Genomic DNA, 25,451 nt, shown 5'->3' on the forward strand with positions numbered 1-25,451 from the left:
GCAAATCATTATGAATATTCAGATGTCATTTCATTTGAAAAAATTGGCATTAGCCAAACAATTTTCAATATCCAATAAAAAATATATTTCAGCGATTTACCCATTCATCTTACCACTCTATTTTTTTTAAAAATTAACCCTATTGGGCATACTTCCTTTATCTTTTGTCTAAGCTGAACTTAAAAACCGACATAGCTGGCATATATTGTGCTGTACTTTTATCTTAATTTGCTGTTCATAAAAACTGTTTAAATCCTAAAGAGTTACCGTTAACAAATCCGCAAAAAAATTTACTTGAGCAATCCCTCAAATCTCGCTTAAGATGAAATTCGATGTGTTTTTTGACACAGACAAAAAGCCTGAGGGATTCAGGCGCTGATTGACGGTTCATCAGTAACAATGACAGCAAATGATAATGAAAAACACAAAATGGAGTTTTATACATGACACAGAAACGCACCATGACCTCTCTACTTTGTGCAAGCGCGCTCATGCTTGGACTCAGTGCTTGTAGCGACAATAAAGCACCAGCATCGGGCGAAAAACCTGCTGGAGATGCCAGTACTTCTGGCACACTCGATAAAATTAAAAAATCGGGCACCATTGTACTGGGTTACCGAGACTCATCTATTCCTTTCTCTTATATTGCCGACAACCCAACCCAACCAGTTGGCTATGCACATGACTTACAAATGAAAGTGGTTGAAGCACTGAAAAAAGATCTGAATATGCCAGATTTAAAAGTGCGCTATAACCTCGTCACCAGTCAAAATCGAATTCCATTGGTTTCAAACGGAACGGTTGACCTTGAATGTGGTTCAACCACCAACAACAAAGAACGCCAACAACAAGTTGATTTCTCTGTGGGTTATTTTGAAGTCGGTTCGCGTCTACTCACGGCTAAAGATTCTGGAGTGAAAGATTTTGCAGATTTAAAAGGCAAAAAATTAGTTACCACAGCAGGAACAACATCTGAGCGTTATATCCGCCAGCATGAAAAAGAGTTAGGTATTGGCGAAATTATTTCTGCCAAAGACCATGCTGAATCTTTCTTGATGTTGCAAAACGGTCGTGCCGCAGCATTTATGATGGATGATATTTTACTTGCAGGTGAAAAATCGAAAGCCGCTGAGCCAAACAAATGGGAAATTGTTGGGACTGCGCCTATCCACGAAATTTATGGCTGTATGTTACGTAAAGGTGATACTGGCTTTAAACAGGTGGTTGATAGTGCCATCAAAGCCACCTACAGCTCTGGTGAAATTAACAAAATGTATGAAAAATGGTTCCAGCAACCGATTCCACCAAAAAATATTAACCTAAACTTCCCAATGTCAGAACAATTGAAAGCACTGATCAGCACACCGCATGATCGCGATCAATAATCCTTAAAAAATAATATGTAGCATCGGGCAGAATGGATTCTTTGCTCGATGCTTATCGGGAGTTGCTATGAATTATAGTTGGAATTGGGGCGTTTTGTGGCAATCCACAGGGATCGGTGATAGCACCTACTTAAGCTGGGTTTTAATTGGTCTCGGTTGGTTATTGCTCATTGCTATTGTGGCATGGAGCATTGCGATGGTGCTTGGAAGCATTCTCGGCATCATGCGTACCTTACCCAATAAAACTGCCCGTACCATTGGTACAGCCTATGTCACCATTTTCCGTAATGTTCCCTTATTGATTCAATTATTTATCTGGTTTTATGTGGTTCCCAACTTTTTACCTAGCGGCATTCGTGATTGGTGGATTAACGACTTAAGTGCCAATACTACAGCACTAATTTCTGCCAGTGTCGGTCTTGGGTTGTTTACCGCTGCACGAGTTTGTGAACAGGTACGCACAGGGATTGAAGCCTTACCGCAAGGACAAATTAATGCAGGTTATGCGATGGGATTCAATACAACGCAGCTTTATCGTTATGTTGTTTTACCCCAGTCGTTTCGCACCATTTTGCCACCCCTAAGTTCAGAGTTAACCAACTGTGTCAAAAATACCTCGGTTGCATCACTGGTTGGTGTGGCTGAAATTATTTCACAGATGAAAACCATCAGTGAATACACCCAAAATACCATCGAAATTTATACTTACGTCACCCTCATTTTCATTGTGATTAATGTCTGTTTAATTACCTTAATGACTTTGCTAGAAAAACGTTTGCATGTCCCTGGTTTAATTGCAGGAGCTAAATAATGGAATGGCTAACTGCATTTTTTAATGATTTTCAAAGCTCTGCACCTGCGCTATGGCATGGTTTCAGCATTACCTTAAAAGTTGTGGTCATTGCGACCATTGGTGGTATTTTCATTGGGACGCTACTGGCTTTAATGCGTTTATCCTCCAATAAAGTGCTGAACTTTATCGCGCAAGGCTATGTAAACCTGTTTCGTTCCATTCCTTTGCTCTTGGTCTTGATGTGGTTCTATTTTGCAGTCCCTTTTATTTATACTGCAATCACAGGAACGTACCTCACCATAGATACGGCATTGGTTTCGAGTATTGTGGCATTTATGCTGTTTGAAGCAGCTTACTTTTCTGAAATTGTTCGTGCTGGCATTCAATCTATTCCACGTGGGCAATCTGCTGCGGCTTCAGCTTTAGGCATGAGTTATGGGCAGTCCATGCGCTTAATCATCTTACCTCAAGCTTTTCGTAAAATGACGCCGTTACTGCTACAACAAACCATTATTTTATTCCAAGATTCAACCATGGTGTATGCCATCGGCTTATTAGACTTCTTCAGAACCAACTATGTCCGTGGTGATCTTATGTCGCTACTGACGCAATACATTTTATTTGCAGGATTGGTGTATTTCACCATTAGTATTTTGGCAACCTATGCCGTTAAGAAATTACAAAGAAGGTTACGCGTATGAATGATAACAAAGTGATGATCGACATTCAGAACGTGAGTAAATGGTACGACAAATTTCAGGTACTCACAGCGTGCAATACGCAAATCCATCAAGGTGAAGTGGTGGTGGTCTGTGGTCCTTCTGGTTCAGGAAAATCGACCCTAATTAAAACAGTGAATGGTCTAGAAGCCTTTCAGCAAGGCAATATTGTGGTGGATGGCATTTCCATCAAAGACCCCAAAACCAATTTAAACCAATTACGCAGCCGTGTGGGTATGGTGTTTCAACATTTTGAACTGTTTCCACATTTAACCATTACTGAAAATTTAACCATTGCCCAAATTAAAGTCTTGGGACGTTCTGAAGCAGAAGCCAAGAAAAAAGGCTTAGCCTATTTAGACCGTGTTGGGCTGAGTGCTCAAGCCGATAAATTCCCTGCCCAACTTTCAGGCGGACAACAGCAGCGTGTTGCCATTGCCCGTGCTTTAAGTATGGATCCCATTGCCATGCTGTTTGATGAACCGACGTCTGCACTTGATCCTGAAATGATCAATGAAGTGCTAGATGTGATGGTGGGTCTGGCCAAAGAAGGTATGACCATGATGTGTGTAACCCATGAAATGGGCTTTGCGCGTCAGGTTGCCAATCGGGTGATCTTTATGGACCAAGGGAAAATTGTCGAAGATTGTACCAAGAATGAGTTCTTTAACAGCCAACGTGGCGAACGTGCGCAGCAATTCCTCAATAAAATTTTGCATTAAAGCAAAAGGTATTCAAAAAAGCAGATCAAAGGGTCTGCTGTTCACTTAAGCATTTTGAAATCCTCCCCAACCCTCCTTTTTCAAAGGAGGGAGTTTCAAGAATTTAAAATGATTTTAAATTCTTGATAGTTGCCCTCTTTTCAAAGATGAGAAGCATTGCTTCGCAAGAGGGGAGATTTTTAAATGAGTAATCATTGAATTATTCTTAACTAATCAGCATTAGATCAAAGGATCTGCTTTTTTATTGTGATTTCATTATTCGAGAGCAAACAGTGCATTACTGGATTTTTACCGCTTCCCTCTTTTTTATTTAAATTGAGAAATCAAAATAATTTTCAAAATGCACCATAATGGATGATCAAAACTGCTAAAACAGCCTCATCAAAATGCGTTTTTAGATCTTATTTTTTAATTATTTTTATCTTTTGAATAATTTCTTTCAACTGACAGCATTCAGATTTTAAAATAAATTAGATTGAGCCAAACTAGGTTTTAAAATTTTATTATTAATATTCAATATCTTATAAAAAAACTCTTCTATTAAAAATGCGCCAAAAAAATGCATAAACACCAATATGGTGCACAACCTTGCTTTATATCGAGTCTTGTTATTTTTTAGCACAGCTTAATCAAAATTTCCCTTTCTCGAACATCTTCACGAAAACCATCACATCGTTATACTAAACTTCTTTTTGTGAATTAACGCACTAGAATGGGGCTATAAAATGCAAAATACAGATTTACTCTTTCTCCTTCTTGGTGCAGTTTTAGTTTTAGCCATGCATGCAGGTTTTGCATTCTTGGAACTTGGCACTGTGCGCCATAAAAACCAAGTCAATGCGCTCAGTAAAATTTTGACGGATTTTTCCCTGTCTGCCATCGCTTACTTTTTTGTGGGTTATTATATTGCCTATGGACAACATTTTTTCCATATGGGCGCAACCTTAGCCGCAGATCATGGCTATAACCTGATGCGCTGTTTCTTTCTACTGACTTTTGCCGCGGCTATTCCGGCCATTATTTCAGGTGGTATTGCTGAGCGTGCCAAAATGCGCTCGCAAGCGATTGCAACTTTATTGCTCGTGGCATTGATTTACCCTTTCTTTGAAGGGATTGTTTGGAATGGAAATTTTGGGCTACAAAAATGGTTAGAAACCACTTTTGGTGCCAGTTTCCATGATTTTGCAGGTTCTATCGTGGTTCATGCGATGGGGGGATGGATTGCCTTAGTCGCTGTGATTTTACTCGGTGCGCGTCATGGTCGCTATAAAAAAGATGGTCGTGTCAGTGCGCACCCACCGTCTTCCATTCCTTTTTTAGCACTGGGTTCATGGATTTTAATTGTCGGTTGGTTCGGTTTTAACGTGATGAGCGCACAGCGTCTCGATGCAATTTCAGGTTTAGTCGCGATCAATTCATTGATGGCGATGGTCGGTGGCACCATTGCGGCAAACTTTATGGGTAAAAATGACCCAGGCTTTTTACATAATGGTCCATTGGCGGGTTTAGTGGCAATTTGTGCAGGTTCTGATGTGGTGCATCCTGTTGGGGCGCTTATAATTGGAGCAGTTGCAGGCATGATCTTCGTGAAACTCTTTACCTACACTCAAAATAAACTTAAAGTTGACGATGTACTCGGTGTTTGGCCACTACATGGTATATGTGGTACATTGGGTGGCTTAGCTGTTGGACTTTTTGGTCAAAAATGGCTCGGTGGACTGGGTGGTGTTTCCATGATTTCTCAAATCATTGGTACTCTGCTTGCAATCGGCATTGCACTTGTTGGCAGCTTTTTGGTTTATGGTACACTTAAAGTCACCATGGGTATTCGTTTATCACAAGAAGATGAATTTCGTGGTGCGGACTTATCCATCCATAAAATTTCAGCCAATTCAGAAGATGCCATGTTTTAAACCCTATTTTGATTTTCAGCGCGACTCGAAAGAGTCGCTTTTTTTTGCCTATATCAAAGCTCTCAACCTATTGCCACAAACATCAAAACAAGCACATAAAAATCAGAAAATAAAGCCTATAAAAACTGCTTAATCTGCGCTAAATTTTGAATCCTGTTTATCGGGCCATGTTCACCAACATCATGAAAACCTTCCAACCAAATCGCAGTCATTCCAGCATGGGTTGCACCTTGTATATCATTTATCGGATGATCACCAACATAAAGACAGTGCTGCGTAGGAATATCTAATTGACGGCTGGTATGTAGAAAAATTTCAGGATTCGGTTTACTTATCCCAAGTAAACCAGAACTGACAATTGCATCAAAATAATGACTAAAACCTAAGCCTTGCAAAATGCTTAACCGTGTTGCATGCCCCCCATTCGAAATCACGGCCAGTTTGTAACCACACTGCTTTAATTCGGTTAATAAACTTTTCGCACCCGGCATCGCCACGGCTGAAAGTCCAAATTGCTGAAACCAAAATTGCGATAATTCATCCAAATCTGGCAAGTTGTTCCAGCTTAACTCCTGCTGCAATGCATACGCCACAGAAGCAGCAATACTCGGATGGGTTAAGTCCTCTTTTTTAGGGTAGCCACCATGATCAATACGGCGAATAATCGACTGAATTTGATTACTCTCATCCTGCTGTAATTGGTGTTGATAGTGATCCGCCAAATGCTGACTATAAGCGGCAATACTTTGATCGCGATGGGTTAAAGTATTATCAAGATCAAACAAAACTGCACGAATCGTCATTTTAAAAATCTACGCAAATTTTATGGGCTAATGTAGCACCAAAAATATCTTGGATTATGCTGTTTCCTAAATATGCTTATGACAATTCGATACAACCTAAATCAAATTTAGCAGTACTTGCCTCATGCTTTAGCCAAGCCATCCAGTCAGCACTTAAGTCTCAATTAAGTTTTTGTTGTTGTAATAACACAAATAAAATCCATTGATCTTTTCTATGCACGACAAGCAACGCTTCACTCTTTATCAAGGCTGCTTTTTGGTCATGAGCTTCTGCATACTTTGGGTATGCTTTCCTATCGGTGGTTCACTCGATCTTGCCTTGATTGACCCGTGGGTCAATAAATCAGGACAATTTTTATTGCGAGATAACTGGTATTTAGCGGAGCTCAATCATCGTTATGTCAAAGATCTATTGATTTTGGTCTATGCCAGTTTTTTGGTGCTTTGGCTAGGCTCTTTTAAATTTGAAACCATAAAATCGCTACGTTGGAACTACGGCTATTTCTTTGCCATGGTCATTCTTTCGACCTCAATCATTGGGCTGTTAAAATCCCAATCTGCCCATGCCTGCCCGTGGAATACCACCATTCCTACACCACAAGGTTTCTTCTGGGACTTTTCGACCACCAAAGGACATTGCTTCCCCGGTGGACATGCCTCCACTGGCTTTGCACTCATGGCCGGATATTTTGTCTTTCGCCAATCCAATCAAAAACGTGCTTATTTTTTTCTATTCTCAGGCTTGATTCTTGGTTTTGCTATGGGTTGGGCACAGATGATGCGAGGCGCACATTTTCTCAGCCATAATTTGTGGACAGCATGGATTATTTGGTTAATAAATGTCATCTTTTATCTCTTTTATAATCAAAAATTTAACATTATCCAAGAGCAACCCTAAGCATTCATCTTGTGAAGCAATGGCGCTATAGTGGTAATTGTACATTGACCTGTAAGCCGCCCAAACTCGCACTTTGAGTAAAAGAAATGCTGCCGCCCAATCGTTCGGTGGCTTTATCGACAATGGATAAACCCAAACCGCTGCCGATTTCTAAATGATGATGAACCCGATAAAAACGTTTAAGAATTTTCTCATGTAATTCAGGTGCAATGCCCGGTCCACTATCTTCAATTTGAATCATGGCAGAACCTGCTTGTTCAAATACAGATACGTTAATCATCCCTTGATTGGGGGTATATTTAATCGCGTTATCAATCAAATTAAAGATAATCGAATGCACGGCTGATTCTTGGCTGTGCAGCACAATATGGTCTTGGCGCTCCATACCTAAATCAATTTCTTTTTGCATCGCCAAATGAATCAATTGCTCGACACAATTTGCCGCAACATGATTCAGTAAAAACTGCTGTTTCGTCTCGATCTCTAAAATTGAAGCATCTTGTTTTGCCAAATTAAGTAACTGACTGATCAAATGCTGAATGCGGATTAAGCCTTTACTTAAATTCTGTAAATCTGAATTGTCGGGAAGTTGTTTGAGTAGAATTTGCATTTGTAAATTTAAGGCAGTGATGGGCGTACGTAGCTCATGCGCTGCATCGGCAATAAATTGTCGCTGTTCTTGTTGTGACTGTGAAATACGCTCAAACAAATAATTCATTTCAATAATGGTTGGCACAATTTCAATAGGATAATGATTAAATTGGATTGCACTTAATTCATTTGAATCTCGATGTGCGACTTCCTCTTTAAAATCATCTAAAGGCTGTAAACTACGACTAATAATCCAGCTTAAACCCCAAATCACAAAAGGCATAAACAGCAAATAAGGAATAAACATACTGCCTGCAAGTTCTAAAGCCAAATGCTGCCGTGTCGATTGTTGCTGACTAACCTGAATCTGATAATGCTTTAAAGGTAAAATATAAGTCCGCCAAGTACCTTGTGCCGTTTGATGGGTATAAAATCCTGCTTTTTGTACAGGATGTACCAATAAATTTAAGGTATGATTTTTATGCTCTTGGTTGGCATAAGACCAAACATCGACAAATAAGTCTTCTTCATGATAATGCTTGGCTTGATCAAAGTGACTTTTAGTCGGTTCAGGATCATGCATGGCGATGCGTTCAGCTAAATTTTGCATCTGTGCATCTAAAATTTCATTAATTTCTTCGAGTGAAATCCGATACGCAAAAAATACCAGTAGACACCCTAAGGCAATACTAAAAATAGAAATATAAATGATCAGACGTTTTTTTAATGAATACTGCAATTGCACCAGTTGCTGACCTTATAGTTGTCCAAGTCGATAGCCTAATCCACGAATGGTTCGAATAAAATCTTTACCGAGTTTGGCACGTAAATGATGAACATACACCTCAATGGTATTGCTGCTAATTTCACTATCTAGGTCATATAATTTATCTTCTAAATTCGCTTTGGAAAATATCTTATTCGGATGACTGACCAAAGGAATCAGAATCGCCCATTCACGATTAGACAGATCAATATATTGCCCCTTATATTTGGCAATATGCTGTTCGACATCCAAAACCAAATCGGCATAACGTAAAATTTGTGGGCTGTCGTGTAGCGCAGACTCTGCCCCACTACGGCGTAACAAAGCATGAATACGGGCCAACAATTCATCAAACTCATACGGTTTAATTAAATAATCATCGGCACCTTGATTCAAACCGTCGACGCGGTTTTGCAATTGGTCACGGGCAGAAATAATCAACACAGGTAACGCAGGCCATTGTTGTCGAATTTGTTTCAACACTTGCATACCATCCATCATGGGTAAGCCTAGGTCAAGTAAAACAATATTAAACTTCTCTTGGCTTAGCCTTTTTAAACCATCAATGCCATTATTCACCCACTCCACATCATATTGCTGATATTTCAATAACGTCATGCTTGATTCAGCAATCATAAAATCATCTTCAATCATTAATATTTTAGTCATGCTTTTAAACTCACGCCTTTGTTTTCAATTGACATTGCTGCAACATATTATGTTTTTCATCAATGACTTGTGTTTTTACATCCAATAAGCTGAGCAAACTTGGAAACAAATTATCTTGACTCAATTCTTTGCTTTTTTGTTGGGCTAAGCAAGTCATTTGCGCAGAATTTTGTTTGCTCCACTCTGCTGAAAACCACATTAGCATTGGAATATGCGTCTGCTGTGTCGGTGCAATCGCATAAGGCGCACCATGTAAATACATCCCACTTTCACCCGTCGATTCACCATGATCGGATAAATACCAAAAACCCGTTTGAAACGTGGTATTGGCTTTGAGTTGCTGAATCAGTGAACTTAAAACATGGTCGGTATAGACAATTGAATTATCATAACTATTTAATAATTCTGTAGTGCTACAGCCTTGAATAGCATTGCTGTCACAAGTGGGTTTAAAGGGCTGAAAAGCGGCTGTTGAACGCTGGTAATAAGCAGGGCCATGACTGCCCATTTGGTGTAATACAATCAGGCGCGGTGTCTTGTCGGTTTTAGGAATACTGGCAAGGTAAGCTTTTAAACTATCAAGCAAAATTTCATCATGACATTCACCCTCTTTGCTACACCATTGGTCTTTAATCTGCTGTGGAATTTGATACTGTTCAACACGATCACAAGCCCCTTTACAGCCTGAATTGTTATCAACCCAAGTGACTTTATAGCCTGCACGTTGTGCAATATCGAGTAGCCCTTCACGGTGACTGGCAAGCTGTTCATCATAGTCTTTACGTGGCATGCCTGAAAACATACATGGCACTGAAACAGCTGTTGCTGTACCACATGAACTGACATTGTTGAAATTAATAATATCCAATTTAGATAATTCAGGATTGGTATTTTTGGCATAACCATTTAAAGAAAAACTTTCTGCTCGCGCCGTTTCACCCACCACCAAAACCATTAATTTCGGTTTCTGCTGTGCGCCCACTTGCTCAAGCAAATGTGCATCTTCACCATAAGTCACTAAAGGTAAATTTTCCTTCGGGGTTTTCTTTTTATAGTATGAGGCGAATGATGAAATCATATTTTGTGGTGAAATCATGCCCTTTAAATCACGATGTTCACGAAAAATTGCAGCGTAATCAACATAAAAAACAAATAATAGCCCACCAATCATGACCAAAGACAGTACAGAAGCCAGCATTTTTTTCCAGAGTTGACGAACGATAGGTTCTGGCTTAATTTTGACCATTAAAGCCACAATCATTGGCAATACAATCATCCCTAAAGTCCACAATACCAAATGCCACGACCACGTATCCCGTGCTTCAGAGGCATCCGTTTGCATCAAATTTTGAATTTGATCTGGGGTAATCAGCACGCCCAAAGAAGTCACGGCATAAGAAGCAAAACCGCCAATAAACAATAGCGCAAGCGTAATCGGCTTCGCTGTCCATTTCCAATTCAAGAGCTGAAAAATAAAATAATACAGCGCCACAATAACCAGTACCGTCGCCCCTAAAAACAAATAGGCTTTCGGACCTTGATAAGGCGTCAAACTCTGAATTTTTTGAAAAAAGGCCAAATTCAGCACCATGCCCAGCCAAATTGCGAGCCATAAATTAAAATGGCTTAAAGAAATGGGCTTCATTTTATTTCTTATTTGGGCAAACATATTGAGCATCATTTTATCGCTAATCTTTTTTACTGATACTTTAATCTAAAACGCGAAACTTAAAACTCACTTAAATAAAAAAAAGGCGATGTAAACATTGCCTTTTTTAATTTAAAAATCAATATTATAAAATAAACACGACTTAAAATTTAAATTCTAGGCCTGTTCCGACCACAGGCTGCTTGGTTTCAGCATTAGCACGTTCAAGGGTTAAATAACCTGCATAACCATAAGCTTTCACTTGTTTATTAAATGCATAATCTACGCCTGCAAAAATTTGCTCGACATCTAAATCAGCGCTCGCATTTTTGAAACTGGTGCTATTTTGACTATATTGGGCTTTTACTGTCCACGCTTTAGCCGTTGGAAGATTATATTCTGCACCCACTAACCAACCTTGAGCATCATCAATAAATTCTGTCCCCACTGCATTGCCTTCGACTTGTTCTACTTCTGACGTTTGATACAAGGCTTTAAGCGCCAAACCACCCTGTAAATTCACTCGACCAATGGCACGAATGGTATTCGCGGCAGCAAATAATGAACCACCTGTGACTTCTGGCTCTGAAGCATTGACAAAACCACGACCAAGGAAGTTACTTGGAATTGCTTTATCATAAGCAATACCTGCAATTACAGCAGGACTTTCATATGCCACGGAAGCCGACCATGCATCACCTAAACCGCGACCTGCTGTTTTCACCACACCATTGTCCGATTTAATTGCACTGGCTTCACCCGTCGCCAATAATGCATTGACTTTAATTGCACCCGTAGGCAAGGCAATTGCAGGCGACTCATAAACCACAGCATTTGCGACACGGTTTTCACCAGTGAAAATACCACTGACATCTGCTTTATTTGCCACATAGTTATTGAAGGTATCAACCACGCTTGAAAATTGTTTTAATGGCGTGTCATGTGCACCAACTTTTAAAGTCCCCAATTTACTGTCTTTTAAACCGACAAAACGGTTACGCTTGGCCCAGTCAGCCCCTTCACCATCGGCATTAAACGCCCATTCAATCGCATAAACTGCATTTAAGCGTTCAGTGAGCTTTTCTTCCCCTTTAATCCCAATAAAAGAACTATTTGAGCTTAATTCCCAAACATCACGGTCTGACTTGGTCGCGTTATCTTCAGGTAAATAATCTAAACTTGCATCGATTTCACCATACAAAGTGGGTGCTGCGAATGTAGATCCGGCCAATAACGTTAAAGCGATTGCTGCTGCAATTTTGGTTTTCATGTATCAATACCCCTAAACTATTTTGTAACAGATGTTACTGTTTAGAAATATTTTAAAAAATGATTTAAATTTTATTAACTTATCTTATTTAATCCTTAGATTTTTAATGCATATTAAATTGAATTAAAAAACTTTTACCCCATTTACCATTTAAATAAATTATTTTTAAGTAATTGAAAAATAAAATATTTTAACAATTTCTCAATCTTTCAAAAATCAGATAATAAGCGACATAACATCACTAAAATTTAATCCTTCAACTTATGAAATGCTCTTTTTCCATTGAAGGATAGGCAATAAACACATCAGCGCCAACAAGGTGATACCCGTTAAATAATAAGCATAACCCCATAGATCACCGAATATACCACTCAGGCTATATAGTCCCCCACTGACCGTTGCCAGCAGTGCCACCTGAAAAGTAAAATCTGTGCCTGCCACATGCTTACGGCTATATTGCATCACTAAAGTCAGCATAATGACCAAGAGCATGGCTGAAATCATATCTTCGAAGGCATTAATCAAATAAATAATCCACGTCTCGATTTGACGTTTTGCTTCATACTGAAAGGCTAACCATGTGTAGGCAGCCAAACTTAAAATTTTCAGTACAGAAAAACTCAATAGCGCATTTGCACGAGACATATATTTCAGGCTGATTCCTGCAATGCCTGCCCCCATTAATGCAGCCAACGCACCAAGCATGGTGACATAAATGCCAATTTGCGAAAATGTCAGCCCCAAATCAATCATTAACGGTTTCAGTAAAGGGCCAGACAAACCATCGGCAATTTTAAAGGTCATCAGTACCATCAGCCATAAAAACAAATGGCGGGTTTGATGAAAATAAGACACATAATCTTTGACTTTGCTCCAGCTAAATAGCGCTTGATCGGTCACGGGCTGAGAAATTTTAAAGCGCGTCGGTTCTTTAAAACATAAAATGGGCAAAGTATTTAACAGCACCAGTCCTGCCAAAACTAAAAAAGTATTTTGCCAGTCCAACCCATCCAGTGCCCATAAAATAGCACCACCACCGACAATGAAACCTAAGCGTGAACCCACCACCTGAAAGGTATTGCCCCAATGTTGCTGTTCATTTTTAAGCAGATTCACCGCTAAGCCATCGGTGGCTATATCTTGTGTTGCTCCCACCACATTCATACTGAGCAAAGCCACAAAAAAAGCCAACAAATACGCGGGTTGATTTAAAGCCTGTATGGGTAAAAAGGATAAACCGATGAGCACAATCACACTCAGTAACTGAGTCGGAATAATCCAGCTGCGATAATGTCCAAAGGCTGAATAGCCAAAATGATCGACCAAGGGTGCCCACAAAATTTTAATTGACCACGGCAGCATCAATAAACCAAAGCCACCAATATGTGTCAATGACACACCTTGCGCACGCAAAATCACAGGTAAAGCATGGGTCATAAAACCGACAGGTAAGCCTTGTGCCCAATATAAAGAGAACAACAACAAATAAATGTGACGTGTAGTTGGCATAGTCTGCCCTTATGATCAAACCGAGATTGATGATTGTTATCAAGCCAGCAGAAATATGGTTTACATTTTGACAATGAATCTTATTTTACAAAAGCTTAACATATTTAAAATGCGATACAGTTTTGTCAAGAAGAAGAAAAAGACTATGGACAAATATTTTCCAACCTTACCCGATCGGGTTCCTGCTCGCGGTAACTGCTTAAGCCGAAATATTTTTAAAAACCTATTTCTTGCCCAAGGCTGGCATTTTAAAGGTGAATTTCCAAACCTGCCTAAAGCAGTCGCCATTATTTCTCCGCATACCTCAAATATTGATGCGTGGTATGGGTTTACGGCATTGCTTGGGCTGGGCATTAAAATTACCATTTTTGGCAAGCATACTTTATTTAAAACACCTTTAAAGCCATTACTAAACTGGATTGGCGTTATTCCAGTGCAACGCAATGCACAGCAAGGCTTAACCCAGCAAATTATCGACTTCATCAATACTCAAGCGCAAATTTGGGTTGGCATGGCACCTGAAGGAACACGTAAACGAGCAGAGACCATTAAAAGTGGTTTTTATCGTATTGCTGTAGGCGCACATATTCCCATTGTGATGTTTTCTTTTGATTATGCGCACAAGACCATTCATTGCTTAGGTGTGTTTCAGCCTACAGGAGACTATGAACTGGATTTAGAGCAAATCTTAAATCTGTACATTGGTAAATTTTCTCCCAAAAACCCGAATTGGTTAGCCAGACCGTTACAAAATCGTATAAAAAAATAGCTAGTTAAAATGATCATTATCTGATCTTATACGCGCAACTTTTTGTCTATTTGATATCCAATCCCAACTATGAAATTTGTGTCCTATGCTTTAATTGGTCTACTTGGACTCAGCCTAATGGGCTGCGATAAAGCTGTAAAAACCCAACCACAAACGACCACCTTAAAAGCACGTGAACCTGTGATTGCTATTGCGCTGGGTGGCGGTGGTGCCAAGGGTTTTGCCCATATTGGAGTACTGAAAGTTTTAGAATCACATGGCATTAAACCTAAAATTGTCACGGGCACCAGTGCGGGTAGTTTTGTCGGCAGTATTTATGCCAGTGGTAAAACACCGTTTCAATTACAACAAATTGCCCTGAACTTAAAAGAATCCGACATTCGCGATTTAACCTTAAACAGTCAAGGCATTGTACAAGGTCAAAAGTTGCAAAACTATGTCAACAAGCATATTGCCAACAAACCCATTGAACAATTCCCCATTCGCTTTGCAGCGGTGGCGACCCGTTTAGACAATGGGCGTAAAGCTGAGTTTATTAAAGGCAATGCAGGTCAAGCCGTTCGTGCATCATGCAGTATTCCAAATGTATTCGTCCCTGCCACGATTGGTGGAACCAAATATGTCGATGGCGGTTTGGTCAGCCCAATTCCAGTAAAAACGGCGAAAGCAATGGGCGCTGATATTGTCATTGCAGTCGATATTTCTGCACGTCCTGTTGGGGATAAGCCACTGAATATGTGGGGCTTACTGGATCAAACCATTAATATTATGGGTCAACAAAGCATTAACGAAGAGCTGAGTCAGGCCAATATTGTCATTCAACCGAAAGTGGGACATTTAGGTACTTTGGACTTAAAAGCCAGCAATCAGTCCATCCTTGAAGGTGAAAAAGCAGCGCAACTGAAAATTCGTGCCATTGAAAAGGCAATTACTGACTTTAAAAAATCTCCCGCCGCATTCAAACCTGCGCCAAAAGCTAAAATATAAAAAAGATGCTTTTTTAATATTCAAAGACTTATTCATCTGCTAAATTGATATAGACACTTCAGTTATCTATATCAATTTTTACAATACACGAGTAGATGTATGGAATTTGCTTTCGAACCTTGGCATTGGTTTGTATTGGGTGTTGCACTGATGCTCTCTGAATTAGTACTGCCCGCTTTTGCTGCACTATGGTTTGGCATTGCAGCCATCATGGTGGGTGTTTTATTCTGGATGTTCCCGATGATGGGCTTCACCACCCAACTCGTCACTTGGATTATCTTATCCATCCTATGTACTTTACTTTGGTTTAAATTTATTAAGCCCCTTTCAACCGATAAAACTAAAGCTGGTTTATCGCGTGAAGCGACCATTGGTCAAGTCGGCATGGTCATTCAAACCCATATGGAACACGATTTAATTACGGTACGTTTCCCCATGCCGGTTTTAGGCTCTGACGAATGGAACTGCCGTGCTTTAGCACCCGTTCAGGTAGGTGATCGTGTACGCGTGGTCGATATTCTCGGCAATGATCTCGTGGTTAAACCCCACAATTCACACAATGAAAATATATAAAGTGAGGAAATAACATGTCTGGTGGATCTATTATTGTTTTAGCCATCTTGGTTTTTGCAGGTGTCACCATTTTTAAAGGTGTGCGCATTGTTCCGCAAGGTTATAAATGGATTGTACAACGTCTAGGTAAATACCATACCACCTTGACACCGGGTCTCAATTTTGTCATTCCTTATGTGGATGAAGTGGCTTATAAAGTCACCACCAAAGACATTGTGATGGATATTCCCTCTCAAGAAGTGATCACCCGTGATAACGCCGTTTTACTGATGAATGCCATGGCGTATATCAATATTACCACACCAGAAAAAGCGGTTTACGGCATTGAAAACTATACGTGGGCCATTCAAAATCTAGTACAAACTTCACTGCGTTCTATTGTCGGTGAAATGGATTTAGATGATGCTTTGTCATCCCGTGATCATATTAAAGCAAAATTAAAAGCGGCTATTTCTGATGATATTTCAGATTGGGGCATTACACTCAAAACCGTTGAAATTCAAGATATTCAACCATCAAGCACCATGCAATCTGCGATGGAAGCACAAGCTGCGGCTGAACGTCAGCGCCGTGCCACGGTAACCAAAGCAGATGGTGAAAAACAAGCGGCAATTTTAGAAGCCGATGGTCGTTTAGAGGCTTCTCGTCGTGATGCTGAAGCACAAGTGGTCTTGGCGGAATCATCGCAACGTGCTATTGAAATGATCACTTCAGCGGTTGGCGATAAAGAAGTTCCCGTTGCTTACTTGCTCGGTGAACAATATGTAAAAGCCATGCAAGAAATGGCCAAATCCAACAATGCTAAAACTGTGGTATTGCCTGCCGATATCATGAATACCATTCGTGGTGTGATGGGGCGTAATCCATAATACTTCCCAATTTTTCTAACCAATAGACAGCATCTGCTGTCTATTTTTATTTCAGTTGCGAAAAACTCTGCAATCCTTGTGGAATTATGATTAAATTTCGCGTTATTTTTTGAAATTATTTGTGCTTTTTATTTAAAAGCCTGTATTTCAATCTGCTGTCCACCGTGTAAATGGATACCGTATGAGCTCCCTAAATCCGACCTTAATTACCTTTCTTTTTTATATTGTCGCCATGATCGTGATTGGCCTCATGGCTTATCGCGCGACAAGCAACTTCTCTGATTACATTTTGGGGGGGCGACGTTTAGGTAGTTTCGTCACAGCGCTCTCTGCAGGTGCTTCAGATATGAGTGGTTGGTTACTCATGGGACTGCCGGGTGCAATTTATCTTTCAGGTTTATCTGAAATATGGATTGCCATTGGCTTGATTATTGGTGCATGGCTAAACTGGCTACTGGTTGCTGGACGTTTGCGTGTTCATACCGAAGTGCAACACAATGCCTTGACCTTGCCCGATTATTTTTCCAATCGTTTTAACGATCAAAAGAAAATTTTACGTATTGCTTCTGCTTTCATTATTTTAATTTTCTTTGCAATTTACTGTGCTTCAGGCATGGTTGCAGGCGCACGTTTATTTGAAAGCATGTTTGATCTTTCTTACAGTACGGCGCTGTGGATTAGTGCCATTGCCACCATCAGTTATGTATTTATTGGCGGTTTCTTAGCGGTCAGTTGGACGGATACCATTCAAGCAGGTCTCATGATTTTTGCTTTGTTACTCACCCCTGTCGTTGTGGTGTTAAGCTTTGCCGATATCAATCAAATGACTTTGGCACTTGAAGCGGCTCGCCCACAAGCCATGAATGTCATGGGTGATTTAAGCTTTGTGGCGATTATTTCATTATTGGCTTGGGGTTTGGGCTACTTCGGTCAACCGCATATTCTGGTGCGTTTTATGGCGGCAGATTCGGTCAAATCGATTCCGAATGCACGCCGTATTGGTATGACGTGGATGATCCTGTGTCTAGGTGGCGCGGTTGCTGCGGGATTCTTTGGGATCGCTTACTTCCAACAACACCCTGAACTTGCAGGAGCAGTAACAGCAAATCCAGAAACCGTATTTATGGAACTGACCAAAATTCTGTTTAATCCATGGATTGCAGGTATTGTATTGGCGGCTATTTTAGCCGCGGTGATGAGTACCCTTAGTTGCCAGTTACTGGTCTGCTCAAGTACTTTAACCGAAGATTTTTACAAATCATTTTTACGTAAAAATGCAACTCAAAAAGAACTGGTCTGGATTGGTCGTTTAATGGTGTTACTGATTGCACTACTGGCAATTTGGATGGCAGGAAACCCTGAATCTAAAGTTTTGGGCTTGGTTTCTTATGCTTGGGCTGGTTTTGGTGCTGCATTTGGTCCACTGATTATTCTTTCTTTGTTCTGGCGTCGTATGACGTTAAATGGTGCACTGACAGGCATGTTAGTCGGTGCTGTTGTGGTCATTGTATGGAAGAATATGTTCAGTGACACTGGTCTTTATGAAATTATTCCGGGCTTTATTTGCTCAGTTATTACGATTGTCGTGGTGAGCTTATTGGGTAAAGCACCATCTGAAGAAATCACGACGCGTTTCGACGAAGGTGATCGACTATACAAAGATGCTCAATAGTTTGATCTCAAAATAAGTCCATAAAAAAGAGGACTTGATGTCCTCTTTTTTGTTCTTTAGTTTGCTACTTACATGCTTTTTAGCTTTTACGTGACAATAAAAATTGTGAAATTTGATTCAGTTCTGCCGCATTATCACCAAAAATAGCCAAAGCACTCAATGCTTGATCATGCAATTCTTTGGCATAGGTTTGCGCATTGTTTAAACCCATTAATGCAGGATAAGTCGATTTTTCAACTTGTTGATCTTTGCCTGCGGTTTTTCCAAGAACTTCTGTATCGGAAATAATATCCAAAATATCATCTTGCACTTGGAAGGCCAGTCCAATCGCTTGAGCATATTCGCGCAATTTTGGAATGGCTTGATCTGTTCCCTCAAACACAGTGACCGCAGCCATCATCACCGCAGCAGAAATCAGTGCGCCAGTTTTATTACGATGAATATTTTCCAACGCTTGTTGATTGACATACTGCCCTTCAGCTTGTAAATCAAGCACCTGACCACAGACCATTTTTGAGCTTGCTGTTGCCAAAATCTGCATTTGTTTTAACACAATTGATGCATCCAGCGCAGCACCTTGATCAAACAAGCGACTGCCTAATATTTCAAATGCCATCGACTGCAAAATATCACCTGCAAGTAAGGCGGTATCTTCACCAAAAGCCACATGACAGGTCGGTTGACCACGACGCAGTAAATCATTATCCATGCAGGGTAAATCATCGTGTGCCAGTGAATAGCAATGGATCATTTCAATGGCAACTGCCGCACGACGCACCGCAGCAAAATGAGCATTTGGCTTGATGGCAGCCGTTGCATAACAAAGCGCTGGGCGTATGCGTTTACCACCAAGCATCACAGTATGATGCACCGCGCCTTTGAGCGGCTCTGGAATAGAAAATGCGTCTAATGCCGTCAATAAATCTTGTTGAATACGTTGCTGTGCTTGGGTTAGTACATGTGCATGTACGTCAGTTAAAGATGACACATTCGCCTCGAATACTTTGCTTTGGTGAGTAAATCTAAACCCACAGAAATCTGCTAGATCTAGCTTAATCTAATATACAGCGCTCTTGTCATCACGAACAGAGAACTTGCGATTGATCATACACAAGAGAGCTAACTTGTCATTGTATTAAGCACCTACTTTGGCAGCTCAATTTCACAATCACAAAGCGTCATCATACTGCTTTATCGCAAGATTCTCTATCTTGTTTACTACTTCAAACTATCTTCTGGAATACGAACCCAACCTTCCATCAAAACTCGTGCACTACGGCTCATCACCGCCTTTTTCACCAGCCATTGTCCATTTTCCTGAACGGCTTGTGCGCCAACACGCAATGTGCCCGAAGGATGACCAAATCGTACCGCTTCACGTGCTCCACCACCGGCAGCTAAATTCACCAAAGTACCGGGAATGGCCGCAGCCGTACCAATGGCAACCGCAGCAGTTCCCATCATGGCATGGTGTAATTTACCCATCGACAAGGCACGTACCAGTAAATCGACATCATCCGTTTGAATGTCTTTACCACTCGATGAGGTATAAGATTTTGATTGAGAGACAAACGCAATTTTAGGCGTATGTTGACGTTTTTCAGCTTCAGAAATGTCTTGAATTAAACCCATTTTTTTTGCGCCATAAGCACGAATGGTTTCGAAACGTGCCAATGCTTGAGCATCTGCATTGATCGCCTCTTGTAATTCGGTTCCTTCATAACCAATATCTTCTGCATTTAAGAAAATGGTTGGAATACCCGCATTAATAAAAGTGGCTTGGAAAGTCCCGATATTGGGTACTTCAAAAGTATCGACTACATTTCCTGTTGGGAACATGGCGCTGCCATCTTCACCATCATCGGCAGGATCTAAAAATTCAATCTGCACTTCGGCTGCGGGGAAAGTCACACCATCGAGTTCAAAATCACCAGTTTCTTGGACTTGCCCATGGGTAATCGGTACATGCGCAATAATGGTTTTTTCAATATTAGCTTGCCAAATGCGTACCGTACAGATGCCATTTTCAGGAATACGCGCTGCACTGACCAAGCCATTGGAAATGGCAAATGAACCGACCGCAGCCGTTAAATTGCCACAATTGCCACTCCAGTCCACAAAAGGTTGATCAATAGCCACCTGACCAAACAAATAATCCACATCATGATTGGGTTGTGAACTTTTCGCCAAGATCACGGTTTTACTGGTACTTGAACTTGCCCCCCCCATACCATCAATTTGCTTGCCATATGGATCTGGACTACCAATCACACGTAACAATAATTGATCACGGATGTTTCCCGCTTGCTGCGCAGCTTCTGGTAAGTCATCGACTTTAAAGAAAACACCTTTACTGGTACCACCACGCATATAAGTTGCTGGAATTTTTATTTGAGGAGCAAAACTCATTTTTATTGAATCCTTCATATTTATCATTGTGTTAAGTCAAACAGTCTGATTTAACTAAGGCTCATCATACCTTTTTTCTATATCTATACGTGAAATACAGGACTTAAGTCTAAAAAAACACCATTTGTGAACGTCCAGTTTTCAAATAGAGCCTGCAATTCGATAATTTAAATAAAATTAATATATTGATTCATATGTTTTTTATTTGTTATTTTCCAAACATTATTTTTTATACAAATAATAACTTTTTTTCATGAATTTTGAGCTACTATGCGATTTCTTCCCGATCTATTACAATCGGAAACACTTATCCATTGTCGGGCTGAAATAACTTGAATAAAGAGTCGTCTCAACTTCAGCGTGGCTTAAAGAACCGTCACATCCAACTCATCGCCATGGGCGGAGCTATTGGTACAGGCTTATTCTTAGGTTCCGCACAGGTGATTCAATCTGCAGGTCCTTCCATCATTTTGGGTTATGCCATTGGTGGTTTGATTGCGTTTTTAATCATGCGTCAACTGGGTGAAATGATCGTACATGAGCCTGTAGCAGGATCATTTAGCCATTTTGCCTTTAAATATTGGGGGAAATTCCCCGGCTTTCTAGCGGGTTGGAATTACTGGATTTTATATATTTTAGTCGCCATGACCGAGCTGACGGCTGTTGCAAAATATATTAATTACTGGTGGCCTTTTATTCCTGCATGGGCTTCCGTACTGTTCTTTTTCATCATCATTACCTTGGTCAATCTCGGCAATGTAAAATTTTATGGTGAATCAGAGTTTTGGCTTTCCATCATTAAGGTCACTGCAATTGTATCGATGATCATTTTCGGTTTGTATTTACTGCTCACCGCTGATGCTGGTTCAACCTCTTCATTTTCTAATCTTTGGACACATGGTGGATTTTTCCCGAATGGTTTTGAAGGTTTATTCTATATGCTCGCCTTCCTCATGTTCGCCTTTGGGGGTATTGAGCTGATTGGTATGGCGGCTGCGGAAGCCAAAGACCCTGAAAAAACCATTCCAAAAGCCATTAACCAAGTGGTTTTCCGTATTCTACTGTTCTACATTGGTTCACTAACGATCCTTTTAGCATTGGTGCCATGGGATCAGCTTGACTTAGGTGGTCTGGATAAAAGTCCATTTGTGATGATTTTCAGTCAACTCGGTATTGGCTGGGCAGCGCATTTATTGAATTTCATTATTTTAACTGCTGCACTTTCTGTTTATAACAGTGGGATGTATGCCAATAGTCGTATGCTTTATGGCTTAGCACAACAAGGCAATGCACCGAAAGTATTCAGTCATGTGAATAAACAAGGTGTACCGATTCCTGCTGTTTTATTCTCGGCTTTGTTAATTTTTGGCTGCGTACTGTTAAATTACTTTGTTCCAGAAGATGCCTTAAGTCACTTGATGTATGTTGTGGTTGGTGCATTAGTACTGAACTGGGCCATGATTACCTTGACTCACTTGAAATTTAGACAAGTAATTAAACAAGCATCTATTCAAACCAAATTCCCTGCACTTTGGGCACCTATCAGCAATTATTTAGTACTAATTTTTATTGCAACCGTACTTTATATTATGTGGATGCAAGGCTTTAAAGAGTCAGTCCTGATGATTCCGATCTGGATTGTGGTGATGTTAGGCTTATTTAAAGTAATGAAGCTGAATAAATCTTAAGCAAAAATGATAAAGATCTGTCTTTTAAAAAGTTATTGTTTCGACAATAACTTTTTTTTTATGTCTATTTGCGCTAAATTAGCTGCGCATTGTGCCCTTAGCTTAACTGGATAGAGCAGTTGCCTCCTAAGTGACCGACGCGGGTTCGACTCCCGCAGGGCGCACCATTTTATGGTTTACATTTAACTTTCCAGATCCACAATAAAAACAAATAATATTAAAATCAATAAATTAAAAACTAACACATTCTAAATAAACCGATAAAGGCCGACCCTGAAAAAAGTTCAAAAGTTTTCTGCTGGTATTCGTTTTAATCATCTCTAAGACTGGTGATAAAAGCTGAAAATTTGATTACTCACGCTCTTATGGTTTCCGTACTTCCGCACGTACAATTTTAGAGGCAGTTTTTGACTTTCCAATTGAACTGATTGAGCAACAACTGGCTCATCAAGTAAAAGACATGTGTGGTCATGCTTACAACAGAACTAAGCATTTAGAGAAAAGAAAAGTGATGATGCAAAAATGAGCGGATTACTGTGATAGATTAAAGCTCTATTCATAAAATTTATATAAATACTGATTACCCTCGTGAAAAAGGCTTAATGGGCTAAGTATTGTTCTAACTGTAGAATAATGATTGATTGAATAATTACTCCTTTATTTATCAATTTAAGTTTCTAACTCTTTATAATTAAATCAGCCCATTCATCAAATCATTTTTCCCATTTTTTTGCCAATCATCACAATTTCCTGATGGGATCTCCTGTACATTTACCCCAATTTTGGTCAATTACAGAACTGCTTTTCTGCTCGTTAAAAAATGTCCGTCAATCAATAATCCAGCCCCCATTAACCATCTATAAATTGTATCTTTTTATTGATAACCTAATATTGATTTCTTGATTTAAACATCAAGTACAGCACTAATCAGAAAATTTGAGTCAAATTATTTACAACAATTAAAAGAGACCCTCTTATGCCACACGTGCAGGTTGGCTACGTGCTGCTGTGCTAGGGGTAATGATGGGATTATTTCTGTAACAAGCCTAGTGGTCGGAATAGTAGCCAGTGGCGCTTCTTCTCAAACATTATTAGTAACATGTGTTGCGGGATTAATTTATGGGGCTGCTTCAATGGCTACTGGTGAATATATTTCCGTTAAATAAAAAAAATATATATAAATAATGATCTAAAAATGGCAGCACGTGAATTAAAACTCCATCCTAAAAATGAACGAAAAGAACTGAAAAATATTTACATACAACGTGGTTTAGAACCAACTTTAGCTGAAGATGTTGCTAAATAACTCACCCAGCATAATGCTTTAGATGCACATGCTCGTGATGAAATTGGTATTTCAGATCATACTTCTGCCAAACCTTTCCTCGCTGCATCTTCTTCAGCTCTTGCATTTTCTGTAGGTTTATTATTTCCTTTAATTTCAATTATGCTTCTGCCTGAACAATATTTAAATCAAGGTGTCATACTGATTGGGGTTTTAAGCCTCAGAATTATGGGGGCATTGGAAGCTATGCTGGTGGTGTGAGCATTTGGAGAAGGTTCAGCTCGTATCATGATCTGGGGAATTATTGCTATGTTATTCAGTGCTTGGATCGGATCATTATTAATATTGTGGTGACCTAAGATACCTTCTATATCATCACAATATTAAATAATGACTCATATAAATACTCAGTCTATATACATATTTAACATTCTTTATCTCAATAAAGAATGTTGTTCTCAGCTAAAAAATATATCTGTTTTTCGGGTTATAAATCTAAATCACTTATTTCTTTTAAAGAGCATACTTTTCAATACATTATCTTTGAAAATAAAATGGTGTATTAATGCAGCACTGGCATGTAATCCTACAATTGTAATAAAAGTATTAGCTAAAAATTCATGCAATTCACCAATATATTGAATATCTCTAACACTGCTTAAAAGGGGCAAGTTTAAAAATAATACTTTGAAGTTATCAGTCAAAATTGATAGTGCAAGCCAACCAACTATTGGAACAATACATAAACTTAAGTAAAGCGTAAATCTAACCATTTTAAATATTTTTTTTTGATATTGATTAATTGTCTCATTTTTAGGAATACTTTTGTTATAGATAAAAATAAAACTTAATCTAATGAAAAATAGAATAAAAATTGATATCCCACCTATGACATGAATCTGTCCAAGTAAACCGGTTGTTGTTGGATTTCCACCAGTCAAATATACAGTTGCAACTAAAAAAAATGTAAGCCAATGGATTATTATCATGGGTTTTGGATAAGTATTTTTCATAATTTCCTCCTAAGTTTTAAATACTTATATCAAACACAATCAACCTTAATTAGACGTTAAAATTAAAATAAATAATTCTCTATTTTCTGGCTATATTTTTATCTTATGGAAATAAGTACTGATTTTATTGATATCTTTTTGTTAGCTAAAATAGCCAATTAATGGGGGTATTTATAAACAATAAACGATACCCTGATAAATATCTAAAAATGTAATCACACACAAAAATCTAGTACTGACTCTTCAGAAAAAAATGCTGATGTGGAATGGCTATTTATTAATACTATGCATTCAGCAACTCTCGATATAACAAGCTAAAGTAGAATGATGAGAATAGGCTAAGTTAGCTTGTATCTTTATTTGGTTAGAATTATCAAAGTTTTAATATATTTCACATTTTCTTTATCTTTTGTAATACAAGCTAAAATATCTGCTAGCTCTACTCAATCTAAAATATAAGCTGTACTTACAATGGTGTCAGTACAGAGATTTTTAAATTC

General features: G+C 39.3%; 21 protein-coding genes, 1 tRNA gene and 2 pseudogenes. 15 read left to right on the top strand and 9 right to left on the bottom strand.

What is annotated here, in order from left to right; genetic code table 11:
• Positions 1-443 precede the first annotated feature (443 nt).
• The 5 genes from B9T24_RS02680 to B9T24_RS02700 all read left to right on the top strand — a co-directional run bounded on the left by B9T24_RS02680 (position 444) and on the right by B9T24_RS02700 (position 5,532).
• Complete coding sequence (locus B9T24_RS02680) at positions 444-1,385, top strand: transporter substrate-binding domain-containing protein (protein WP_086164367.1); 942 nt, start codon at positions 444-446, stop codon at positions 1,383-1,385.
• Positions 1,386-1,452: 67 nt separating this feature from the next.
• On the top strand, positions 1,453-2,196 hold the full coding sequence (locus B9T24_RS02685) for an amino acid ABC transporter permease (protein ID WP_086164368.1): 744 nt from the start codon (positions 1,453-1,455) through the stop codon (positions 2,194-2,196).
• On the top strand, positions 2,196-2,879 hold the full coding sequence (locus tag B9T24_RS02690) for an ABC transporter permease subunit (protein WP_086164369.1): 684 nt from the start codon (positions 2,196-2,198) through the stop codon (positions 2,877-2,879). The genes B9T24_RS02685 and B9T24_RS02690 overlap by 1 nt, the downstream gene beginning before the upstream one ends.
• Before the next feature lie 14 nt (positions 2,880-2,893).
• Complete coding sequence (locus B9T24_RS02695; protein WP_171264838.1) at positions 2,894-3,619, top strand: amino acid ABC transporter ATP-binding protein; 726 nt, start codon at positions 2,894-2,896, stop codon at positions 3,617-3,619.
• Between the two features lie 725 nt (positions 3,620-4,344).
• A complete protein-coding gene (locus B9T24_RS02700; protein ID WP_086164371.1) occupies positions 4,345-5,532 on the top strand; it encodes an ammonium transporter in 1,188 nt (395 codons plus the stop codon).
• Positions 5,533-5,648: 116 nt separating this feature from the next.
• Here B9T24_RS02700 and B9T24_RS02705 read toward each other — a convergent pair whose 3' ends face one another.
• The gene (locus B9T24_RS02705) at positions 5,649-6,335 is read right to left on the bottom strand and encodes an HAD family hydrolase (protein WP_086164372.1); all 687 of its coding nucleotides are present in this window, start codon (positions 6,333-6,335) and stop codon (positions 5,649-5,651) included.
• Positions 6,336-6,549: 214 nt separating this feature from the next.
• Here B9T24_RS02705 and B9T24_RS02710 point away from each other — a divergent pair, with 214 nt between their 5' ends.
• Positions 6,550-7,233 (top strand): phosphatase PAP2 family protein, encoded by a 684-nt coding sequence (locus tag B9T24_RS02710; RefSeq protein ID WP_086164373.1) that lies wholly within the window; start codon positions 6,550-6,552, stop codon positions 7,231-7,233.
• Between the two features lie 25 nt (positions 7,234-7,258).
• Here the strand turns inward: B9T24_RS02710 and B9T24_RS02715 are convergent, their stop codons facing one another.
• The 5 genes from B9T24_RS02715 to B9T24_RS02735 all read right to left on the bottom strand — a co-directional run bounded on the left by B9T24_RS02715 (position 7,259) and on the right by B9T24_RS02735 (position 13,686).
• Complete coding sequence (locus tag B9T24_RS02715) at positions 7,259-8,563, bottom strand: sensor histidine kinase (protein ID WP_416224345.1); 1,305 nt, start codon at positions 8,561-8,563, stop codon at positions 7,259-7,261.
• A gap of 18 nt (positions 8,564-8,581) precedes the next feature.
• On the bottom strand, positions 8,582-9,259 hold the full coding sequence (locus tag B9T24_RS02720) for a response regulator transcription factor (RefSeq protein WP_086164375.1): 678 nt from the start codon (positions 9,257-9,259) through the stop codon (positions 8,582-8,584).
• Positions 9,260-9,269: 10 nt separating this feature from the next.
• Positions 9,270-10,928 (bottom strand): phosphoethanolamine transferase, encoded by a 1,659-nt coding sequence (locus B9T24_RS02725; protein ID WP_086164376.1) that lies wholly within the window; start codon positions 10,926-10,928, stop codon positions 9,270-9,272.
• Between the two features lie 142 nt (positions 10,929-11,070).
• On the bottom strand, positions 11,071-12,177 hold the full coding sequence (locus tag B9T24_RS02730) for a porin (RefSeq protein WP_086164377.1): 1,107 nt from the start codon (positions 12,175-12,177) through the stop codon (positions 11,071-11,073).
• A 261-nt stretch (positions 12,178-12,438) separates the two neighbouring features.
• Positions 12,439-13,686, bottom strand: coding sequence for an MFS transporter (locus B9T24_RS02735; RefSeq protein WP_086164378.1), 1,248 nt, complete (start codon positions 13,684-13,686; stop codon positions 12,439-12,441).
• A 145-nt stretch (positions 13,687-13,831) separates the two neighbouring features.
• On the opposite strand from B9T24_RS02735, the gene B9T24_RS02740 reads away from it, so the two are divergent.
• From B9T24_RS02740 to putP, 5 genes are all read left to right on the top strand, one after another.
• Positions 13,832-14,455: a lysophospholipid acyltransferase family protein gene (locus B9T24_RS02740; RefSeq protein ID WP_086164379.1), complete on the top strand. Its 624-nt coding sequence runs from the start codon at positions 13,832-13,834 to the stop codon at positions 14,453-14,455.
• A 69-nt stretch (positions 14,456-14,524) separates the two neighbouring features.
• A complete protein-coding gene (locus B9T24_RS02745) occupies positions 14,525-15,442 on the top strand; it encodes a patatin-like phospholipase family protein (RefSeq protein WP_086164380.1) in 918 nt (305 codons plus the stop codon).
• 99 nt (positions 15,443-15,541) lie between these two features.
• A complete protein-coding gene (locus tag B9T24_RS02750) occupies positions 15,542-16,015 on the top strand; it encodes an NfeD family protein (RefSeq protein ID WP_086164381.1) in 474 nt (157 codons plus the stop codon).
• A gap of 14 nt (positions 16,016-16,029) precedes the next feature.
• Positions 16,030-16,884, top strand: coding sequence for an SPFH domain-containing protein (locus B9T24_RS02755; RefSeq protein ID WP_067723944.1), 855 nt, complete (start codon positions 16,030-16,032; stop codon positions 16,882-16,884).
• A 181-nt stretch (positions 16,885-17,065) separates the two neighbouring features.
• On the top strand, positions 17,066-18,556 hold the full coding sequence (gene putP, locus B9T24_RS02760) for a sodium/proline symporter PutP (RefSeq protein ID WP_086164382.1): 1,491 nt from the start codon (positions 17,066-17,068) through the stop codon (positions 18,554-18,556).
• A gap of 79 nt (positions 18,557-18,635) precedes the next feature.
• Here the strand turns inward: putP and B9T24_RS02765 are convergent, their stop codons facing one another.
• Positions 18,636-19,544 (bottom strand): polyprenyl synthetase family protein, encoded by a 909-nt coding sequence (locus B9T24_RS02765; RefSeq protein ID WP_086164383.1) that lies wholly within the window; start codon positions 19,542-19,544, stop codon positions 18,636-18,638.
• 230 nt (positions 19,545-19,774) lie between these two features.
• Positions 19,775-20,965: a 2-methylaconitate cis-trans isomerase PrpF gene (gene prpF / locus B9T24_RS02770; protein ID WP_086164384.1), complete on the bottom strand. Its 1,191-nt coding sequence runs from the start codon at positions 20,963-20,965 to the stop codon at positions 19,775-19,777.
• 332 nt (positions 20,966-21,297) lie between these two features.
• On the opposite strand from prpF, the gene B9T24_RS02775 reads away from it, so the two are divergent.
• From B9T24_RS02775 to B9T24_RS02790, 4 genes and pseudogenes are all read left to right on the top strand, one after another.
• Positions 21,298-22,653, top strand: coding sequence for an amino acid permease (locus tag B9T24_RS02775; protein ID WP_086164385.1), 1,356 nt, complete (start codon positions 21,298-21,300; stop codon positions 22,651-22,653).
• 91 nt (positions 22,654-22,744) lie between these two features.
• Positions 22,745-22,820: transfer RNA gene (locus B9T24_RS02780), tRNA-Arg, on the top strand.
• Between the two features lie 197 nt (positions 22,821-23,017).
• Positions 23,018-23,179: pseudogene (locus tag B9T24_RS17075) on the top strand (integrase); the annotation flags it as partial.
• 449 nt (positions 23,180-23,628) lie between these two features.
• A pseudogene (locus tag B9T24_RS02790) lies at positions 23,629-24,292 on the top strand (VIT family protein); the annotation flags it as partial.
• A 146-nt stretch (positions 24,293-24,438) separates the two neighbouring features.
• Here the strand turns inward: B9T24_RS02790 and B9T24_RS02795 are convergent.
• Positions 24,439-24,951: a cytochrome b gene (locus B9T24_RS02795; protein ID WP_086164386.1), complete on the bottom strand. Its 513-nt coding sequence runs from the start codon at positions 24,949-24,951 to the stop codon at positions 24,439-24,441.
• Between the last annotated feature and the right edge of the window lie 500 nt (positions 24,952-25,451).

Source organism: Acinetobacter sp. ANC 4654 (assembly GCF_002135425.1).
Taxonomy (GTDB): Bacteria; Pseudomonadota; Gammaproteobacteria; order Pseudomonadales; family Moraxellaceae; genus Acinetobacter; species Acinetobacter kyonggiensis.

Bases quoted from the DNA above. Each gene is read 5' to 3' on its own strand.
- B9T24_RS02740 (WP_086164379.1), top strand. From the start codon at position 13,832: ATGGACAAATATTTTCCAACCTTACCCGATCGGGTTCCTGCTCGCGGT.
- B9T24_RS02680 (WP_086164367.1), top strand. From the start codon at position 444: ATGACACAGAAACGCACCATGACCTCTCTACTTTGTGCAAGCGCGCTC.
- B9T24_RS02755 (WP_067723944.1), top strand. From the start codon at position 16,030: ATGTCTGGTGGATCTATTATTGTTTTAGCCATCTTGGTTTTTGCAGGT.
- B9T24_RS02730 (WP_086164377.1), bottom strand. From the start codon at position 12,177: ATGAAAACCAAAATTGCAGCAGCAATCGCTTTAACGTTATTGGCCGGA.
- B9T24_RS02685 (WP_086164368.1), top strand. From the start codon at position 1,453: ATGAATTATAGTTGGAATTGGGGCGTTTTGTGGCAATCCACAGGGATC.
- B9T24_RS02745 (WP_086164380.1), top strand. From the start codon at position 14,525: ATGAAATTTGTGTCCTATGCTTTAATTGGTCTACTTGGACTCAGCCTA.
- B9T24_RS02700 (WP_086164371.1), top strand. From the start codon at position 4,345: ATGCAAAATACAGATTTACTCTTTCTCCTTCTTGGTGCAGTTTTAGTT.
- B9T24_RS02690 (WP_086164369.1), top strand. From the start codon at position 2,196: ATGGAATGGCTAACTGCATTTTTTAATGATTTTCAAAGCTCTGCACCT.
- B9T24_RS02795 (WP_086164386.1), bottom strand. From the start codon at position 24,951: ATGAAAAATACTTATCCAAAACCCATGATAATAATCCATTGGCTTACA.
- B9T24_RS02710 (WP_086164373.1), top strand. From the start codon at position 6,550: ATGCACGACAAGCAACGCTTCACTCTTTATCAAGGCTGCTTTTTGGTC.
- putP (WP_086164382.1), top strand. From the start codon at position 17,066: ATGAGCTCCCTAAATCCGACCTTAATTACCTTTCTTTTTTATATTGTC.
- B9T24_RS02720 (WP_086164375.1), bottom strand. From the start codon at position 9,259: ATGACTAAAATATTAATGATTGAAGATGATTTTATGATTGCTGAATCA.
- B9T24_RS02735 (WP_086164378.1), bottom strand. From the start codon at position 13,686: ATGCCAACTACACGTCACATTTATTTGTTGTTGTTCTCTTTATATTGG.
- B9T24_RS02705 (WP_086164372.1), bottom strand. From the start codon at position 6,335: ATGACGATTCGTGCAGTTTTGTTTGATCTTGATAATACTTTAACCCAT.
- B9T24_RS02725 (WP_086164376.1), bottom strand. From the start codon at position 10,928: ATGTTTGCCCAAATAAGAAATAAAATGAAGCCCATTTCTTTAAGCCAT.
- prpF (WP_086164384.1), bottom strand. From the start codon at position 20,965: ATGAGTTTTGCTCCTCAAATAAAAATTCCAGCAACTTATATGCGTGGT.
- B9T24_RS02695 (WP_171264838.1), top strand. From the start codon at position 2,894: ATGATCGACATTCAGAACGTGAGTAAATGGTACGACAAATTTCAGGTA.
- B9T24_RS02750 (WP_086164381.1), top strand. From the start codon at position 15,542: ATGGAATTTGCTTTCGAACCTTGGCATTGGTTTGTATTGGGTGTTGCA.